Origin of the sequence: Rhizobium sp. ZK1, assembly GCF_047782645.1 — a bacterium.
Classification (GTDB): domain Bacteria; phylum Pseudomonadota; class Alphaproteobacteria; order Rhizobiales; family Rhizobiaceae; genus Rhizobium.
Genome location: NZ_CP180586.1, coordinates 4471916 through 4489509, shown reverse-complemented (window position 1 = coordinate 4489509; position 17594 = coordinate 4471916). Strand labels below are relative to the sequence as shown.

At 62.2% G+C, this 17594-nt stretch carries 16 protein-coding genes and 1 pseudogene; 12 read left to right on the top strand and 5 right to left on the bottom strand.

From position 1 onward, the window contains the following. Window positions 1-4 precede the first annotated feature (4 nt). From ACK9YZ_RS22580 to ACK9YZ_RS22570, 3 genes are read left to right on the top strand one after another with little or no spacing between them, the layout of a single operon-like run. Entirely contained in the window at window positions 5-1102 is a 1098-nt protein-coding gene (locus tag ACK9YZ_RS22580; protein WP_416065243.1) for a DUF917 domain-containing protein, read from the top strand. 3 nt (window positions 1103-1105) lie between these two features. Then, window positions 1106-1435: a TfoX/Sxy family protein gene (locus tag ACK9YZ_RS22575; protein ID WP_216756798.1), complete on the top strand. Its 330-nt coding sequence runs from the start codon at window positions 1106-1108 to the stop codon at window positions 1433-1435. Window positions 1436-1482: 47 nt separating this feature from the next. Beyond that, window positions 1483-3144 carry a urocanate hydratase gene (locus ACK9YZ_RS22570; protein WP_416065242.1) on the top strand — a complete coding sequence of 554 codons (1662 nt, stop codon included), beginning with the start codon at window positions 1483-1485 and terminating at the stop codon, window positions 3142-3144. An 11-nt stretch (window positions 3145-3155) separates the two neighbouring features. Here ACK9YZ_RS22570 and ACK9YZ_RS22565 read toward each other — a convergent pair whose 3' ends face one another. Both ACK9YZ_RS22565 and ACK9YZ_RS22560 read right to left on the bottom strand, forming a co-directional pair. Further along, window positions 3156-3557, bottom strand: coding sequence for a GFA family protein (locus ACK9YZ_RS22565; RefSeq protein ID WP_416065241.1), 402 nt, complete (start codon window positions 3555-3557; stop codon window positions 3156-3158). Window positions 3558-3617: 60 nt separating this feature from the next. Further along, window positions 3618-4871 (bottom strand): MFS transporter, encoded by a 1254-nt coding sequence (locus tag ACK9YZ_RS22560; protein WP_416065240.1) that lies wholly within the window; start codon window positions 4869-4871, stop codon window positions 3618-3620. Window positions 4872-4962: 91 nt separating this feature from the next. Here ACK9YZ_RS22560 and ACK9YZ_RS22555 point away from each other — a divergent pair, with 91 nt between their 5' ends. Then, window positions 4963-5838, top strand: a complete 876-nt coding sequence (locus ACK9YZ_RS22555; protein WP_416065239.1) for a LysR family transcriptional regulator — start codon at window positions 4963-4965, stop codon at window positions 5836-5838. 3 nt (window positions 5839-5841) lie between these two features. Here ACK9YZ_RS22555 and ACK9YZ_RS22550 read toward each other — a convergent pair whose 3' ends face one another. After that, window positions 5842-6747 carry a LysR family transcriptional regulator gene (locus ACK9YZ_RS22550; RefSeq protein ID WP_416065238.1) on the bottom strand — a complete coding sequence of 302 codons (906 nt, stop codon included), beginning with the start codon at window positions 6745-6747 and terminating at the stop codon, window positions 5842-5844. Window positions 6748-6872: 125 nt separating this feature from the next. Between ACK9YZ_RS22550 and ACK9YZ_RS22545 the strand changes: the two are divergent. Next, window positions 6873-6986 (top strand): annotated as a pseudogene (locus ACK9YZ_RS22545) (SDR family NAD(P)-dependent oxidoreductase); the annotation flags it as partial. Window positions 6987-7053: 67 nt separating this feature from the next. Here ACK9YZ_RS22545 and ACK9YZ_RS22540 read toward each other — a convergent pair. Beyond that, on the bottom strand, window positions 7054-7917 hold the full coding sequence (locus ACK9YZ_RS22540; protein WP_416065237.1) for an NmrA family NAD(P)-binding protein: 864 nt from the start codon (window positions 7915-7917) through the stop codon (window positions 7054-7056). Between the two features lie 252 nt (window positions 7918-8169). On the opposite strand from ACK9YZ_RS22540, the gene ACK9YZ_RS22535 reads away from it, so the two are divergent. Together ACK9YZ_RS22535 and coaBC are read left to right on the top strand one after the other, a co-directional pair. After that, window positions 8170-9090 carry a DMT family transporter gene (locus ACK9YZ_RS22535; RefSeq protein ID WP_416065236.1) on the top strand — a complete coding sequence of 307 codons (921 nt, stop codon included), beginning with the start codon at window positions 8170-8172 and terminating at the stop codon, window positions 9088-9090. A 70-nt stretch (window positions 9091-9160) separates the two neighbouring features. Continuing rightward, window positions 9161-10372 carry a bifunctional phosphopantothenoylcysteine decarboxylase/phosphopantothenate--cysteine ligase CoaBC gene (gene coaBC / locus ACK9YZ_RS22530; protein WP_416065235.1) on the top strand — a complete coding sequence of 404 codons (1212 nt, stop codon included), beginning with the start codon at window positions 9161-9163 and terminating at the stop codon, window positions 10370-10372. Here coaBC and ACK9YZ_RS22525 read toward each other — a convergent pair. Next, window positions 10359-11171, bottom strand: a complete 813-nt coding sequence (locus ACK9YZ_RS22525) for a class II glutamine amidotransferase (RefSeq protein WP_416065234.1) — start codon at window positions 11169-11171, stop codon at window positions 10359-10361. The genes coaBC and ACK9YZ_RS22525 overlap by 14 nt on opposite strands. Before the next feature lie 548 nt (window positions 11172-11719). Between ACK9YZ_RS22525 and ACK9YZ_RS22520 the strand changes: the two genes are divergently transcribed. From ACK9YZ_RS22520 to otsA, 5 genes are all read left to right on the top strand, one after another. After that, window positions 11720-12397, top strand: a complete 678-nt coding sequence (locus ACK9YZ_RS22520; protein WP_216756788.1) for a FadR/GntR family transcriptional regulator — start codon at window positions 11720-11722, stop codon at window positions 12395-12397. Continuing rightward, a complete protein-coding gene (locus tag ACK9YZ_RS22515) occupies window positions 12394-13680 on the top strand; it encodes a CynX/NimT family MFS transporter (protein ID WP_216756787.1) in 1287 nt (428 codons plus the stop codon). The genes ACK9YZ_RS22520 and ACK9YZ_RS22515 overlap by 4 nt, the downstream gene beginning before the upstream one ends. A 100-nt stretch (window positions 13681-13780) precedes the next feature. Next, on the top strand, window positions 13781-15319 hold the full coding sequence (locus ACK9YZ_RS22510) for a S10 family peptidase (protein ID WP_416065233.1): 1539 nt from the start codon (window positions 13781-13783) through the stop codon (window positions 15317-15319). A gap of 48 nt (window positions 15320-15367) precedes the next feature. Next, window positions 15368-16168 (top strand): trehalose-phosphatase, encoded by an 801-nt coding sequence (gene otsB / locus ACK9YZ_RS22505; protein WP_416065232.1) that lies wholly within the window; start codon window positions 15368-15370, stop codon window positions 16166-16168. Window positions 16169-16204: 36 nt separating this feature from the next. Then, window positions 16205-17587 carry an alpha,alpha-trehalose-phosphate synthase (UDP-forming) gene (gene otsA / locus ACK9YZ_RS22500; protein ID WP_416065231.1) on the top strand — a complete coding sequence of 461 codons (1383 nt, stop codon included), beginning with the start codon at window positions 16205-16207 and terminating at the stop codon, window positions 17585-17587. Window positions 17588-17594: the final 7 nt, after the last annotated feature.

Here is a 17594-nt window from a genome sequence, read left to right as displayed (position 1 = left end):
GGCGATGGGACGCATACTGGTTGAGAAGGACGTGGAAGCTGCCGTCAAGGGCGGTTCCGTCTATGCTGCCGGCGGCGGCGGCTGGGCCGATCACGGCCGGATGCTGGGCTATGCCGCCGTCAATGTCGGCAAGCCTGAGCTCGTCTCCATCGACGAACTTGGCGATAGCGACTGGATCGCGACGGCGGCGGCAATCGGTGCGCCGGCCTCCACCACGCCCTGGGAGATGCAGGGCATCGACTATGTGAAAGCCGTCCAGCTTCTGCAAGAGGCGCTCGGCGAAAAGCTCTCCGGCCTCATCATCGGCCAGAACGGTAAATCCTCGACACTGAACGGCTGGCTGCCTTCGGCCATCCTTGGCACCAAGGTCGTCGATGCGGTTGGCGATATCCGCGCCCATCCCACCGGCGACATGGGATCGATCGGTATGGCAGGTTCGCCGGAGCAGATGATCCAAACGGCCGTCGGCGGCAATCGGTCGGAAAACCGTTACATTGAGCTCGTCGTGAAGGGTGCGACGGCGAAGATTTCGCCGGTGTTGCGGGCGGCCGCCGACCAGTCCGGTGGCTTCATTGCCAGCTGCCGCAATCCGCTGCGCGCCTCCTATGTTCGCAAGAATGCCGCGCTCGGCGGCATCTCGATGGCGCTGAGGCTCGGCGAAGCGATCATCGAAGCGGAAAAGAGAGGCGGATCGGCTGTTATCGACGCGATCTGCAAGACGACGGGTGGGCATATCCTGGCCGAGGGTACGATCACCAAGAAGGATGTCGTCTATACCAAGGAAGCTTTCGACATCGGCACGATCACGGTCGGTGCCGGCGACAAGGCCGTGACCTTGCATGTGATGAACGAATATATGGCTGTCGATGATGCCAGCGGCATGCGTGTCGCAACCTTCCCTGCCGTCATCACCACGCTCTCCGAGGAAGGCGAACCGCTCTCCGTCGGCCAGCTCAAGGGCGGCATGCATGTCTTCATTCTGCATGTGCCGAAGGACATCATTCCGCTCTCGGCCAGCGTGCTCGACCCGACCGTCTATCCGTCCGTCGAAAAGGCGATGGGCATCGAGATCGCGCGCTATGCACTGGAGACGAGGGCCTGAGGCATGGCACGCGATCCCGGCCTGGAAGAATTGATGCGCGAGGAGCTCGGCAATCGGCCGGGCTTGAGCGAGAAATCCATGTTCGGCGGCTGGGCCTTCATGCTGAACGGCAACCTGCTCTGCTGCGCGCGCCAGGACGGCATGTTGCTGCGTCTCGGCAAGGGCAATGACGGCTGGGCGCTCGCTCTGCCCGGGGTCATCCAGATGCTGTCAGGCGAGCGGATCATGCATGGCTGGGTGCGCGCCAATGCCGATGTCTATGGCGACGATGCCATGAGACGGCGTCTCATCGATGCGGCACTCGCTTACGTGGACCCGATGCCAGCCAAGTGAAATTACCGGTGCTGGATGCGCCGACGACGAAAGACGAGGAACCCAAGATGCCGAAGGCCAACCCACGCCATCCGAAATTTCCGATCCCCGGCGGACCGGAGTTGCGCGCCAAGGGCTGGCGGCAGGAAGCGCTGCTGCGGCTTCTGGAAAATGTGCTCTCGGTCGGCGAGGATCCTGACAATCTCGTCGTCTATGCAGCTCTCGGCAAGGCGGCGCGCAACTGGCCGGCGCATCGGGGCATCGTCAAGGCTCTCACCGAGATGGACGAGGACCAGACGCTGCTGATCCAGTCCGGCAAGCCGATCGGCCTCGTGAAGACCCACGCCAAGGCGCCGCTCGTTATCATGGCGAATTGCAATATCGTCGGCCAATGGGCGAAGGCTGAGGTCTTCTACGAGCTGCAGCGCAAGGGGCTGATCTGCTGGGGCGGGCTGACGGCCGGCGCCTGGCAATATATCGGCAGCCAGGGTGTCATTCAGGGCACCTATGAAATCTTCATGCGCATCGCCGAACGGCGCTTCGGCGGTGATCTCCATGGCCGCTTCGTGCTGACGGCGGGGCTCGGCGGCATGGGTGGCGCGCAGCCGCTCGCCGGTCGTATGGCGGGTGCGGCGATCCTCTGCATCGACATCGATTCCGAACGTGCCCGCAAGCGCCAGCAGATCGGCTATCTGCAGGAAATCGCTGCTGACCTCGACGGTGCGCTCGCGATGATCGATGCCGCCGTCAAGGAGAAGCGCGCACTCTCTGTCGGTCTCGTCGGCAATGCGGCGGAGATCTATCCGGAGATCGCCCGGCGTGGCCTCGTGCCCGATGTCGTTACCGACCAGACCTCGGCACATGATCTCGTTTATGGCTATGTGCCGAAGGGCATGAGCCTCGACCAGGTGAAAGGACTGCGTGACCATGGCCAGGGCCAGCTCATGGCCGCGAGCCGCGCCTCGATTGCCGAGCATGTGACTGCCATGCTGGAGTTCCAGAAGCGCGGATCGGAAGTCTTCGACAACGGCAATCTCATCCGAACCCAGGCCCGCGAGGGCGGCGTTGCCAATGCCTTCGACATTCCGATCTTCACGGAAGCGTATCTCCGCCCGCTCTTTGCCCGCGCCATCGGCCCCTTCCGCTGGATGGCGCTGTCGGGAGAAGAAAGCGATATCGCCCGGATCGACGATCTGCTCTTGGAGATGTTTTCCGGCAACAAGATCATCACCAATTGGATCCGGCTGGCGCGCGAGCATATTCCCTTCGAAGGTTTGCCGGCGCGCATTGCCTGGCTGGGTCACGGCGAGCGCACGGCGCTGGCGCGGCGCGTCAATCAACTGGTTGCGAATGGCGAGCTCAAGGGTCCTGTCGCTTTCTCGCGCGACCATCTCGATGCCGGCGCGATGGCGCATCCGAATATCATGACGGAGCGCATGAAGGATGGCTCGGACGCCATTGCCGACTGGCCGCTCATCGATGCGATGATGCTCTGCTCCTCGATGGCCGACCTCGTCGTCGTCCATTCGGGCGGCGGCGGTTATGCCGGTTACATGACGAGCTGCGGCGTGACCGTCGTTGCCGATGGATCCGAAGCCGCTGACGAACGTCTCGACCATGCACTGACCAACGATACGGCGCTCGGCGTCATGCGATATGCCGACGCCGGCTACGACGAGGCGCTGGACGAGGTGGCGAAGAAGGACGTGCCCTATATCCGGCTTGGCTGAATGCCAGCCGCTCAGAGATGGCGTGTTTCGGCGGGTGCTGCATCGTAACGGTCATGCAGACCGTCGAAATAGGCGATGGGTGCCGCGGCAAGTTCTTCGGCATCCGCATCGTCGAGGCAGTTGACGGCGACGGCGATGAAGGGACCGATCGTCTCGTTGTCGTTGCGAGCGAAGGAGCTCACGCCGCAGGTCTCGCAGAAGAGGTGATGGATCGAGCCGGAGCCGAAGAGATATTCGCGCAAATGGTCCCTGCCTGAGACCAGCCGGAAATCGGCCGGCTGCACGATCGCCAGCCAGCTGCGTTTCTTACGGCAGACGGAGCAATTGCATTTGAAGGTGCCGGCCGAAAGATCGAGCCCAGCCTCATAGGCGACGGCGCCGCAATGGCAGCTTCCATGGTAGGTCTTCTTCACGATGGCTCCTCCGATCATATATTTAACCTAGTGGTTAAATTAATCGCTGCGGACCGGAAGTCAAGACGGGCGCCGGGCAAGCCGGCGTGCGGCCATTGCAGAGAGAAAAGCCAACGCCATCAGGATGAGTGTGAAGAACACGACCGCAGCCCATCCTTCCATCGCCCAGAACCAGCCGCCTGCCGAGCCCATGACGCTGGAGCCGATGTAATAGGCGAGCATGTAGAGCGAGGAGGCGTGTCCTTTGGTGCCGACGGCGAGCTTGCCGACGAGACCGCTGGCAACAGAATGCGTCATGAAGAAACCGCTCGTCAGCACGATGATGCCGAGGATAATGAGCGGCAGGGACGCCGAGAGCGTCAGCGCGCAGCCTGCTGCGGTGATGACGATGCCCGCCAGGAGCACGGTGAAGTGGCCGAGGCGATCGCCGAGGATGCCGCCGATCGAGGACGCGCCGATACCGAAGAGATAGACGGTGAAGATCAGACCGAGTTCGGTCTGATTGAGCTCATAAGGCGGTGCGACGAGGCGGAAGCCGGCGTAATTGTAGATCGTCACGAAGGAGCCCATCGCAAAGAAAGCGATGGCGAAGATGAAGGGCAGCACCGGATTGCCGAAATGCCCGAGCCAGGCCTTCAGATGGAACTGCGGATCGAAGCCGGCGCGACGCACGAAATTGCGCGAGGGTGGCAGGAGCGCGATGAAGCCGATCGCCGCGACAAGACCGATGGCGCCGATCAGGAATATGGCCGGCCGCCAGGAGAGATATTCCGCGAAGATCCCCGTCAGCACGCGGCCCGACATGCCACCGAAAGCCGTGCCACCGACATAGAGACCCATCGTGGCGCCAAGGCCGCGCGGATCGATTTCTTCTGCAAGATAGGCCATGGCGACGGCTGGCACACCACCAAGCACGAAGCCCTGCAGCGCGCGGATAACCAACAACAGATGCCAGCTTGGCGCAAAGGCGGTGGCGATCGTCAGCACGGCAGCCCCGACCAGCGAAATCGACATCAGACTGCGCCTGCCGAGCCCCTCCGAGACGGCTGCGGCGCAGACGATGGCGATTGCCAGGAAGCCTGTGGAGAGCGACAGCGACAGCGAGCTTTCGGCCGGGCTGATGGCAAATTCCTGCGCGAAGATCGGCAGCAGCGGCTGCACGCAATAGAGCAGCGAGAAGGTAGCGAAGCCGGAAAGGAAGAGCGCCAGGCTGGCGCGGCGATAGGCGCCGGTGCCGCGTCTCAGATCGTGTCTTGCGTGGGTCTCCTCGGCTGTTTGCAGGCCGGCAACGTCTTGGATTGCAGAGTCTGACATGTGTCATTCCTTCCTGCCTCCGATCTAGTCAAGGCGCCTCCATTTGTCCAATATATGAAACTGGCGATCTTGATAGGTTTTGGAGATAGTGATGGAGCTGCGGCATATCCGATATTTTCTGGCGGTCGCCGAAGAGGCCAATTTCACGCGGGCCGCCGCGCGCCTCGGCATCGGCCAGCCGCCACTCAGCCAGCAGATCCGCGATCTTGAGACCGAAATCGGGGCGGTGCTCTTTCATCGCGTGCCGCACGGAGCGGAGCTGACGGTCGCCGGTACGGCTTTCCTTCCGGAGGCAAAGGCATCCCTTGCGGCGGCCGAGAAGGCGCGGCTTGCGGCTCAAAGCGCCAATCGCGGCGAGACCGGCCGGCTATCGCTCGGTTTTACCGCCTCCTCCGCCTTCAATCCCCTGGTCAGCACCACGATCCGCCGCTTTCGCGCCCGCTGGCCCGAGGTGCGCCTGTCACTGACGGAGATGAATACGCTGGGGCTGATGCAGAAGCTGGAGCGCGGCGAGCTGGATGCGACCTTCATGCGCCCCGGGCTCAGCGATCCCGATGGCATCAGGCTGAAGCGCCTGCCGGACGAGCCGATGGTCGTCGCCCTGCCCGCCGGTCATCCGCTTGCAAAACACAAGACGCTGTCGCTCGCCTTGCTGGCCGACGAATCCTTTATCCTCTTTCCGCGTCTTGTCGGTCTCAGCCTCTATGACGATGTCGTGCGTGCATGCCGCGAGGCAGGCTTCGAACTGACCGTGGCGCAGGAAGCGCCGCAGATTTCTTCAGTCGTCAATCTCGTCGCCGCCGATCTCGGCGTTTCGATCGTTCCGGCGTCGATTTCTCAGATCAAACTTGCAGGTGTCGCCTACCGGCCGATCGAAGGCCCGCCTGCCGTGGCGCGGCTGGCGCTCGCCGTGCTGCGCAGCCAGCGCTCTCCCGTCACCGAAAACCTGATGAGCCTGCTATCCTGACCGTCACACGGCCGGATCCCAATAGGGCGGGTCGCCGAAGGTCTTTTTCAGATGATCGGCGATGGCGCGCAGCTTAGCCGAAGGATTTCTGCCTTCTGGATGGGCCATGTAAATGAATTCCGGCTCCGGCCGGGCACCGACATCGATCTCGAGCAGACGCCCCTCGCGGATTGCGGGGCCGATAATGAAGGTCGGCAAAAGGGCGATGCCGAGGCCTGATATCGCTGCATCGTGCAGCATATCGCCATTGTTGATGCCGAGGCCCAGTATCGCACGGATGACGACGGCACCGTCATCCGTCTGGAACCGCCAGTCGGCGACACCGCGATTGGTGTAGAAAAGTCCGTGGTGGCTGTTGAGATCGGCGAGTGAAACCGGCGTTCCGTAACGCTCGAGATAATCGGGCGATGCTACCAACAGTCGTCGGCTGCGGGCGAGCTTCCAGGCGATCAGTCGTGAGTCTGCGATGGCACCGTGGCGGATGATCGCGTCATATCCGTCCGATGCCGGATCGACTCGCCTATCGTCCATATCGAGCGTCAGCGCGATCTGCGGGTGCGCCTTCAGAAATGGATAGAGCGCTGGGCCGAGATGCAGGCGGCCGAACGTGACGGGGGCGGCGATGCGTAGCGGGCCTGACAGAGTGCCGCGGCGCTCCGCCATGTCGGCCTCGGCATCTTCCATTTCGCGGACGATGCGTGCGGCGCGCTCCAGAAAGGCGGCTCCATCCTCCGTCAAGGTCAGCTTGCGCGTGGTGCGGTGGACGAGCATGGCGCCCAGTGTCTTTTCCAGTTCCGCCAGTCTCTCGCTGACGACGGATTTAGACAGGCGCAGCCGTCGGGCGGCCTCGCTCACCGAGCCGGCCTCCACCACCGCGACAAAAGCCGCAATACCCTCAATCTTAATCATCGTTCGGCTTTTCCGAATTCGAGCTCTGTATTTAGGAGACTAATCCGAACGAAGAAAGAATGCCATCTTCCACCCATCGAAACCGGCGGCCACGCCGATGCAACCGAAATTCAGGAGATGGAACAATGAATCGTCTGATCAACAAAGTAGCAATCGTCACTGGCGCAAGCTCGGGTATCGGCCGCGTTACCGCCAAACTCTTTGCGGCTGAAGGCGCCAAGGTCGTCGTCGGCGCTCGCACCTGAGGGTGAAGCCTATCTCGTAGATATGAGAAGGCCGCGGTTCCTCCCACCGCGGCCTTCTCGTTCATGCGCCGTCGACGAGACGGCGGATCGCCGTTTCGATTGACGTTGTGCCCTTCTGCGATTTCTCACGACCGCCCTCAAAGTCGATCCAGCCTTCATTGAAACCATCGAGCATGCGCATACGCGGTTCCGGGTTCTTCATGCCCTGGGCACGGAACAGCTCTTCCCAGCTTCCCTTCGGTACGATCTCCGCCGTCACCGGCTTGCCGAGCGCCTTGGTGAAGGCAGCGGCGATCATGGCCGGGCTGACACGCTCCTGCGCTTCCAGCTCGGCGACACGCACGCCCTGCCAATCCTCGCGCAGCATCTTCGCACCGAGCACACCAATATCGTCCACGGCGATCATCGGCACGGCGCGATCGAGCGGCTGCAGGAAGCTCGGGATGACGCCGTTTTCGCGGGCCGGCATCACATCCCAGGCGGCGTTTTCCATGAACCAGGCAGCGCGCAGGAAGGCGACCGGGAGGGAGAGCGTCGAAAGCTCCTTCTCGACGATGCCAAGCTGGCTCAACAGGTTCGGCTGCGTCGCCCGCGCGCCGACCGTCGACAGGCAAACGAGCTTTCCGGGCTTTGCCGCACCGAGCGCAGTCTTCAGCGTTGCAAGCATGTCCCTCACTTCCGGAAAGCCCGGCGTCGGGTCGAAGAGCGGCGGGATGACGAGGAAAACCGCTTCTGCGCCCTTGAAGGCTGATGCCAGCGATGTGGCGTCATTCATGTCGGCGACAGCCAGCTCGCAGCCGCGCTCTTTCCAGCCAACGGCCTTTTCGGGATTTCTGACGACGGCGCGGACCTTCGCATTATCCTTCAGCAAATGGTCGGCAACAGCGGCGCCCACCTGGCCTGTCATTCCGGTTACAGCAAACATGGGGAGCAACTCCTATATTGGGTTGGCACCACTATGCTGCTACACGGTCTGTGACTGAAGTGCGCTTCAGTCACATGATTAGTGACTTTAAAGCAGTAATAAAATCCTGTTTGCCAAACCCGCCCTGGCCATGTCGCAGGTAGGCCCTTTTTTAACCGCGTGATAGGGCATATCGGGCTAGACAACATCTTTCCGTGACTGCTCCCGATCCCTTTCTGCCGGAGCCCGGTCCCCACCTCTTCGGAGTTTCACATGCTGATCGGCATCCTGTGCGGTCTTGCCACCTGCGCGCTATGGGGGCTGAGCTTCGTCGCCCCGCGCGTCGTCGCGCCCTATACGGCGATCGACCTGACGGTGGCACGCTACGGGCTTTTTGCCGTCGTCAGCCTTATCCTGATGATCAATCCGCGCTTTCGTCCGGTGGGTTTGCGGCGGTCGCTAGTTCTGACCGGCATTGCGCTCGGCAGCATCGGTTATGTCGGCTACTTCATGAGTATTTCCTATGCCGTGCGTTACGCAGGCACCGCCATTCCACCGCTCGTTATCGGCACGATGCCTGTACTGCTTGCCATCATCGCCAATCTCAAGGACCGGTCCATCGACTGGAGAACACTGGCAATACCGCTGATCCTGATAGGCGTCGGCATCGGCTGGGTGAATGTCTCGATCTTCGCCACGACATCCGCCGACGATCAGCCGGAAATCCTCCTCGGCATCGTCGCCGCGCTGATCGGACTGGCGCTCTGGGTCGCCTATGGCATGATGAGCGCTGCGGTCATGCAGTCGCAGGATGCGCCAAGCGCCATGCACTGGACTGCCTTGCAGGGGATCGGCGCCGGCATCGGCGCACTCGTCCTCCTGCCCTTCACCTCGCTCGGGGAGACTGTCAGCTTCACCGGCACACAGACCTTTCACTTCGTGCTGTGGGCGACAATCATGGGCATTGCCGGCTCGTGGCTTGCCACGCTGTGCTGGATGATTGCCTCGCGCCTTCTGCCGCTGGCGCTTGCTGCGCAGCTGATCGTTGCGGAAACCGTCTTCGGCCTGTTTTATGGCTTCCTGTTCGAGCAGCGCATGCCGACCGTAGCCGAGGCCGGCGGCGCGATCCTGCAGCTGATCGGCGTCGGCATGGCGATCGCGATCTTCACGGCAAAGCGGGTCAAACACGCCTGAGTGCTGCGATTGCATGTTTTCCGCCAAAGGCTTAGGGTCTTACCCGTTCAGAGAAGCGGCAGGGAAAAACATGACTCTCAGCGGCAAACGCATCCTCCTCATCATCTCGGGCGGCATCGCGGCCTATAAGAGCCTCGATCTCATCCGACGCCTGGGGGAACGCGGCGCTTCCGTGCGCCCGATCATGACAAAGGGTGCGCAGGAGTTCGTGACTCCGCTGGCGGTTGGAGCATTGGCAGCCGACCATGTCTTCACCGACCTCTTTTCCCGCCAAGACGAACAGGATGTTGGCCATATCCGGCTGGCGCGCGATTGTGACCTGGTGCTGATTGCGCCCGCCACCGCCGACCTGATGGCGAAGATGGCGCATGGCCTTGCCGACGATCTCGCCTCCACCGTGCTGCTCGCCACCGACCGGCCGGTGCTTGCGGCACCGGCGATGAACCCGAAAATGTGGACGCATCCGGCGACAAAACGCAATGTCGAGACCTTGCGGCGGGACGGTATCCGCTTCATCGGCCCTATGGCCGGTGAGATGGCGGAAAGCCGTGAAGCGGGCACGGGCCGGATGGCCGAGCCTCTGGAGATCGTCGCTGCTGCCGAGGCTCTTCTCCATGACGGTCCGAAGCCGCTTGCCGGCAAGCGGGCGATCGTCACATCAGGGCCGACGCATGAGCCGATCGATCCGGTACGGTACATCGCCAACCGCTCCTCGGGCCGGCAGGGGCATGCCATTGCCGCGGCACTTGCGCGGCTCGGCGCCGATGTAACGCTGGTGTCCGGTCCCGTGACCATTCCCGATCCCGTCGGTGTCAGGGTGGTGCCTGTCGAACGAGCCGAGGAGATGCGCGATGCGGTGCTTGCCGCCCTCCCCGCCGATGTCGCCGTGATGGTGGCTGCTGTTGCTGACTGGCGCGTTGCCTCGGCTGCCGATCAGAAGATCAAGAAACATCCGGGCGAATCCATTCCGACGCTGGCGCTGACGGAGAACCCCGACATTCTCAAGACCGTCGGTCATCATACGACGCGGCCGAAACTGGTGATCGGCTTTGCCGCAGAGACACAGGATGTCGAGGCCAATGCCAAGCTGAAGCTTGAGCGCAAAGGTGCGGACCTGATCGTCGCCAATGACGTTTCACCATCGACCGGCATCATGGGCGGTACGCGCAACAGGGTAAAACTCATCCGCCGCGACGGTATCGAACAATGGCCCGATCTTTCCAAGGATGAAGTGGCAGAGCGGCTGGCCGCGCTGATCGCAGAGCGGCTCATGCGGGAATAGAGACAGGCTCCGATCTCGCGGATGCACGCTTTTCGGGCTGGAAAGCCGTGATCTCCAAACCGTCGACGTCGACGGTCACGGCACTGCCATCGGGAATTTCCTGCCACGCGTCGCCATCATCGTTCAGCGGCTCCGACACGAGGCAATATCCTCCGGCAAGCAGCGAGGCATAGAGCGTCGGCGCCTTGCGGTCGGTGGCATAGCGGACCGCATAAAGCGACTTGCCGTCCGAGAAGGCAGCGGTGAAACGCAACAGCACGGAACCCAGAATATTCTCCGCCAGACCTTCGACAAAGGCGATGGTCTCAGCCACAGCGGCAATCGGCGCGTCGCGCAGGCCGAACTGCAGGGCCAGCAGGAATAAAAGCTCGGAATCCGTCGTGCCGCTGCGAACGTTGAAAAGGTCATCGTCCAACATGGTTTCCATCGGCCGGCGCAGGCGTTCGAAGCCGGAAATCTGGCCGTTATGCATGAAGGACCAGGTTTCATGCGTGAAGGGATGGCAGTTGTCGCGCCGCGTGCCGCCGCCGGTCGCGGCCCGCACATGGGCAAGGAAAAGCGGCGAGCGGATCTGCCGCGCAAGGCTCTTCAGATTGCAGTCGGACCAGGCCGGCAGGATATCGCGGTAGCGGCCCGGCTCCGGTCGGTCACCATACCAGGCAATGCCGAAGCCATCGCCGTTCGTCGCCGTCTTGGCGCGGGTGGCGCAATGGGATTGCTCGATCAGGGAATGGGCGGGCGAAGATACCAGCTCCTCCAGATAGAGGGGGTCTCCGCGATAGGCTGCCCAGCGACACATGCTCTTGCTCCGGCCCGCCGCCTGCTGCGGCTGAAATGCTGAAAACGTCTTGGATTGTCGAATCCTACGGCTAACAACGGCTTAACAGCCACCCGATTTGCAAGACGAAGATGACGAATTCTTGACGCCGGCCAAGATCACTTTCCGCAAAAACAATATGGATTTGCGTGATCGCAACGACAGAAAATTAGATAATTGAACGACATAAACAGATGCCGGCTAAAAGGCAGCCACGCGTTTTCCTCTTGCATCTCAGGGGAATCAGCCTACTTTTAGATCATCGTCAACGTAACGAAAGGAAGGTGATCCAATGTCTAATGAGTTTTCGGACCTCGTAATGGGCATGGAAGTGGTGATGAAAGCGAGGCAGCCCTCGTTCTAAACCCAGCCTTCCTGGGACCGTATAAGACGGTCCGGCCAGTTACAGGCCAAACCTCATGGAAAGGGTCGCGAAAGCGGCCCTTTTTTATTGCCTTCATTGAGCCATTGACGCCCAAGAGGAACAGTATTATTCATAAAGTCATCGGATGACTTTATGAATAATGCCCATGCAACCTCTCAGCAAGACCAATCTTGCCGACACGGCCAGCGAAGCGATCCGCAGCGAGATCCTCGCCAAGCGCTGGGCTGTCGGCGAGAAACTGCCGAACGAAGCCTCGCTCTCGGCTATGCTGTCGGTCAGTCGCGGTACGGTGCGCGAAGCCGTGCGCGTTCTCGTCTCGCAAGGCCTCCTGGAAACGCGACAGGGCTCCGGCACTTATGTGCTCTCGATCACCGATAACAGCCTGCCGCTCACCATGGCGCGGCGCGCCAGCCTGCGCGACCAGTTCGAGGCGCGCTGCGCGCTCGATGTCGAAGGCGCACGTCTGGCCGCCATCCGCAAGACGCCCGACGCCATCGCCGGGCTTCGCGTGCTGCTTGCCGAGCGTGGCAATTATGAAGGCGGCGATCCGGCAGGCTTCATCGAACGCGACCTTGCCTTCCACAAGGCCGTCATCGCCGCCTCCGGCAACCGGGCGATGATCGAGATCTATGATTTCTTCTCCACTTCGATCGCAGAGACCATTGCCGCCACACTCGATAAGGCGATCCCCGAGCCCGACATGCAGGCACATCAGGCGATCGTCGACGCCATCGAGACCGGCGATCCCGGCAAGGCCGATGCAGCCGTGCGCGACTTCATGGCGCCTGTCCTTTCCGCCCTCGACCGGATGCTTCTTTCATGACCATGTCCATACAGAACGCCGCGCTCGACGCCGTCGACGAGACGATGATCGATGCCGAAATCGACAGTGTGCCGGCACCGCTGCCGCCGCAGAAGCAGAGCATGACTGCCCGCTTCCTACTCGGTGCCAGCCTCGTGCTGATCGCGTTTAATCTGCGGCCGCTGTTTTCCAGCGCTTCCGCCCTTCTGCCGGAAATCCGTATCGAGCTCGGCCTGTCGCCACTCGGCGCCAGTCTTCTAACGACGCTTCCTGTCGTCTGCCTCGGCGCCTTTTCACCGCTGGCTCCGCGGCTTGCCCAGCGCATCGGCTCGGAACGGACACTGCTTGGCGTACTCCTGCTGCTGACCCTCGGCACGGCACTGCGCGGCCTTTCTTCCATTCCGCTGCTTTTTCTCGGCACCGCACTTGCAGGTGCTGCGATCGCCGTCGGCAACGTGTTGCTGCCCGGACTGGTAAAGCGCGACTTCGCTGCGAATGCGGCTCTGATGACCGGCCTCTATACGATGGCGCTCTGCGCAGGTGCTGCAAGTGCTGCCGGCCTGACGCTGCCGATCGAACATGCACTTGGCGGCTCGCTGGAAGGCGCGCTCGCCGTCTGGGCCTTGCCCGTTCTCGTCACTGGGCTGATCTGGCTGCCGCAGGTCATTGCGAGCGGTCGACAGCCGCGGCGCAGCGGTTTTCGCGTCGAAGGGCTATGGCGGGACAAGCTCGCCTGGCAGGTCACGCTTTTCATGGGCCTGCAGTCGGCACTCGCCTATTGCGTCTTCGGCTGGCTGGTGCCGATCTTGCGTGAGCGCGGGCTTGATGGCGTTACGGCTGGCGGCATCGTCTCCGCATCCGTCATGGTGCAGGCGGCCGCCTGCCTCGTCGTGCCGCACATTGCCGTGCGCGGTAAAGACCAGCGCCTTATCAATGTGACGCTCTGCGCTTTCTCCGTCGCAGCACTTCTCGGTCTGCTCTTCGCACCACTTTCCTCCGTCTGGGTCTGGGCTGTCCTGCAGGGGATCGGCCAGGGCGGGCTCATTGCTGCGGCGATGACAACCATCGTGCTGCGTTCGCGCGATCCGCATGTCGCCGCTCACCTTTCCGGCATGGCGCAATGCGTCGGCTATCTGCTCGCAGCAATCGGCCCGTTCATCGTCGGACTGATCCGCGGCTGGACGGGAAGCTTTGCCTGGTGCGCAGTGCTTTTCGTTGCGCTCGGCCTTGGTGCGGCCTTCAACGGGTGGCAGGCAGGACGGGCGCTGCATGTGAATACGCGTACCATCGAGAAGGGCGAATGAGCCAGGCTCACTTGCACATCACCATCTCTTGATGCCCATCGAAGAGATGCGGCTGCTACCCTATCTCAACCGCATCCCGCACCCGCCGGAGGAGATATACTTGCGCTTCCGATCCCTGCTTTTCTTCGCCGCGCTGACTGCCACGCTCGGGCCGTCCCTTGCCTTCGCGCAGGAGCCCAGTGAGCGCCCCGCGCCAGCCCAACAGGATTCGGCACGCGCGGGCATGCTCAAATTATTGCCAGCCGATTCCGTCACCGAACACGTGCTTACGGCAGCCGATGGGCGCAAGATCGCCTACACTGCGACCGCCGGCACGCTCGATCTCTTTGGCCAGGATGGTGGGCAGAACGCTGCAATTTTCTACACTGCTTATGTCGCCAAGGATGCCGGGCCAAACCGGCCGATCACCTTCGCCTTCAATGGCGGGCCGGGTGCGGCTTCCGCATTCCTGCATCTCGGCCTCGTCGGCCCGAAGGTGCTGGATTTCGGTCCCGATGGTCGTGACGGCGCAAATGCCAAGCTCGTCGATAACACGCATAGCTGGCTCGATTTCACCGATCTCGTGCTGATCGATCCCATCGGCACCGGCTGGAGCCGCACGGTGAAGGCCGACGACGCCTCGAACTATTACAAGGTCGGCACTGACGCGCAGACGATGGCGAAGACGATCGCGCTTTACATCGCCCATAACAACCGCGCCACTTCGCCGAAATACCTGCTCGGCGAAAGTTATGGCGGGTTCCGCGCCGCCAAAGTGGCGTCCTCGCTGCAGGAAAGCCAGGGCATCATCATCGCCGGCATCGTCATGTTGTCGCCGCTGCTCGAAGGGCAGTTGATGTTCAATGCCGACCAGTTCGCGCTGGGTGCCGCACTGGAATTCCCCTCATTGGCAGCCGCCGAAGCCGACCGGCGCAAGAGCTTCAGCGAATCCGGCCAGCGCGACGCTGAGAGTTTTGCGCTTGGCGAGTATCTCACAACGCTTGCCGGCCCCGCACCGACGGGCGATGGGGCAGCAGCCTTCTACAGCAAGATCTCCAGCCTCACCGGCATTCCGCAGGATGTCGTTATCCGCAATCGCGGCTTCCTCGGCGATGTTTTCGTCAAGCATTCCGGCCAACAGGGCGGCGAAGTGATGAGCCCCTATGACGCCTCCTTCGCAACACCTGATCCCTACCCGGAATCCGATCAGGACCGCGGCAACGACCCAATCCTCGACGGGTTCGCCCGCGCCTATGGCGGCGCCTTTGCCGACTATGCCCGCAACGAACTCGGCTTCAAGACAGAGATGACCTACACCCTTCTCGAGAACGATATCAGCCAGCGCTGGGAGTGGGGCAGCGGCCGCGGCGGCGGTTCACGTTTCCAGGCAAGCGCCACCGACGATATCAGGCAGATGCTCGCTACCAACCCGTCCTTTCACCTGCTAATCGCCCATGGCTACAGCGATCTTGTGACACCCTACGGCGTCAGCCGCTACGTGGTCGATCATCTTCCGCCGTCGCTTGCGGACAATCGCGTGTCACTGAAGCTCTATCGCGGCGGCCACATGTTCTATACGACCGCCGGCCAGCGCGCCGCTTTCACGGCGGATGCAAAGGCCTTTTATGCCGAGCGTCCCGCCACTCCTCCGGCGGATTGAAGGTGGTTGAGGGTTGCCGGAGGGCCGGGCTGACCTAGTTTCCCGGACATGGCAAACCGCAATCAGCTATCAGAAGCTCCGCCATCCGGCGGCGGCGCTTCCCAGCAGGATGAAACCCTCTCCACGCTCTCTTCCTATCTCCAAGACGGTGCCATCTTTCTCGATATCGACGGCACGCTCCTCGATCTCGCGCCGACGCCCGATGAGATATTCGTGCCGCCGTCGCTTCCGGCGCAGCTCGACGCGCTGTCGCAGAAGCTCGGCGGCGCACTGGCGCTGGTGACGGGCAGAGGCCTCTCCTATGCCGACCGCCTCTTCGCCCCCTTCCAGTTTCCCATCGCCGGGCTGCATGGCGCCGAGCGCCGCGGCCCTGACGGCAGCATCTTCAAGGTGGAGCCGACAGCCGAATTCGAGAGGCTGAAGATCGAACTGAGGGCGGAGACGGCAGGCTGGACCGGCATTCTCATCGAGGACAAGGGCGCGGCCGTCGCCGCCCATTTCCGCCTTGCGCCGGCGCGGCAGGCGGAACTTGCGGAGGTGATGCAGCGTTTCATGAACCGCGCGGGACCGGACTGGACGCTGCAGCGCGGCAAGATGGTTCTCGAAATCCGTCCGGCCAGAGCCAACAAGGGCGATGCATTGGAGAGCTTTCTCGCAACTCCGCCATTCAATGGCCGTCATCCGATCGCTATCGGCGATGACCTGACAGACGAGGCGATGTTCGGCGTGGCGAACCAGCTCGGCGGATATTCCGTCCGCGTCGGGCCACCATCTGCAGGGACTGCCGCGCGCGGCACCCTGCCTTCCGCGGAAGCGGTCCGTAAAATCATCGCGCATTTTGCCAGCTGACTGAATTGCAGTTATTTCTAATGAAAGGAATTTGTCATGAGCCGCCTTGTCGTCGTCTCCAACCGCGTCCCTGTTCCGGAGAAAAAAGGGGCCGCGTCCGCTGGTGGGCTTGCCGTTGCGCTGGAAGCCGCACTTGAGAAACGCGGCGGCATCTGGATGGGCTGGTCGGGAAAGATCAGCGACGAGAGTGAACCCGGTCCGCTTTCAATCGAGGAACGCGGCAACATTACTTATGCGCTCACTGACCTGACATCCAAGGATGTCGACGAATATTACTTCGGCTTCGCCAACCGCATGCTCTGGCCGATCTGTCATTACCGGCTGGACCTTGCGGAATACGGGCGCACGGAGATGGCCGGCTATTTCCGCGTCAACCGCTTCTTCGCTCATCGGCTAGCGCCGTTGATCGAGCCGGACGACGTCATCTGGGTCCACGATTATCATCTCATTCCACTCGCCGCCGAGCTTCGGCAGATGGGGCTGAGGAACAGGATCGGTTTTTTTCTGCACATTCCCTGGCCGCCGGCAGACGTGCTCTTTGCCATGCCCGTTCACGAGGAAATCATGAGAGGGCTTGCTGCCTATGACGTCGTTGGCTTCCAGACCGATCACGATCTGGAAAACTTCGCAGGCTGCCTGCGCCGCGAGGGGATGGGCGACATGATCGGCGAAGGGCGTTTTACCGCCGGCGAGCGCCTGTTCCGCGGCGGGGCCTATCCGATCGGCATCGAGACTGCCGCCTTCGCTGAATTTGCAAAGAGAGCCGACAGCCATAGCATGGTGTTGAAGGCCCGCCATAGCATCGAGGATCGCAGCCTGATCATCGGCGTGGACCGGCTGGATTATTCAAAAGGCATCACCCAGCGCATCGATGCGTTCGAGCATTTCGTCACCAACAATCCGGCGCATCGGCGCAAGGTGACCTACCTGCAGATAACCCCGAAATCCCGCTCGGAAGTGCCGGAATATGAAGCGATGCAGCGGATGGTCGCCGAACAGGCCGGCCGCGTCAACGGCGCGCTCGGCACGGTCGACTGGGTGCCGATCCGCTATATCAACCGCTCCGTCAGCCGACCGGTGCTCGCCGGCCTCTACCGGCTCGCCAAGGTCGGCCTCGTTACGCCGCTGCGCGACGGCATGAACCTCGTCGCCAAGGAATATGTTGCCGCACAAAACCCCGACGATCCGGGCGTGCTGGTTCTTTCCCGCTTTGCCGGCGCGGCGCGCGAACTGAACGGCGCCCTGCTCGTCAATCCCTACGACATTGTCGGCACGTCCAATGCTCTAGCGCGCGGGCTCAATATGCCGCTCGATGAGCGCCGCGACCGCTGGCGGCGGATGATGGACCACCTTCTGAGGCACGATGTCTCGCGCTGGTGCGACGATTTCCTCGGTGATCTGGCCGCCTCACCCGTTTGACGGCGCC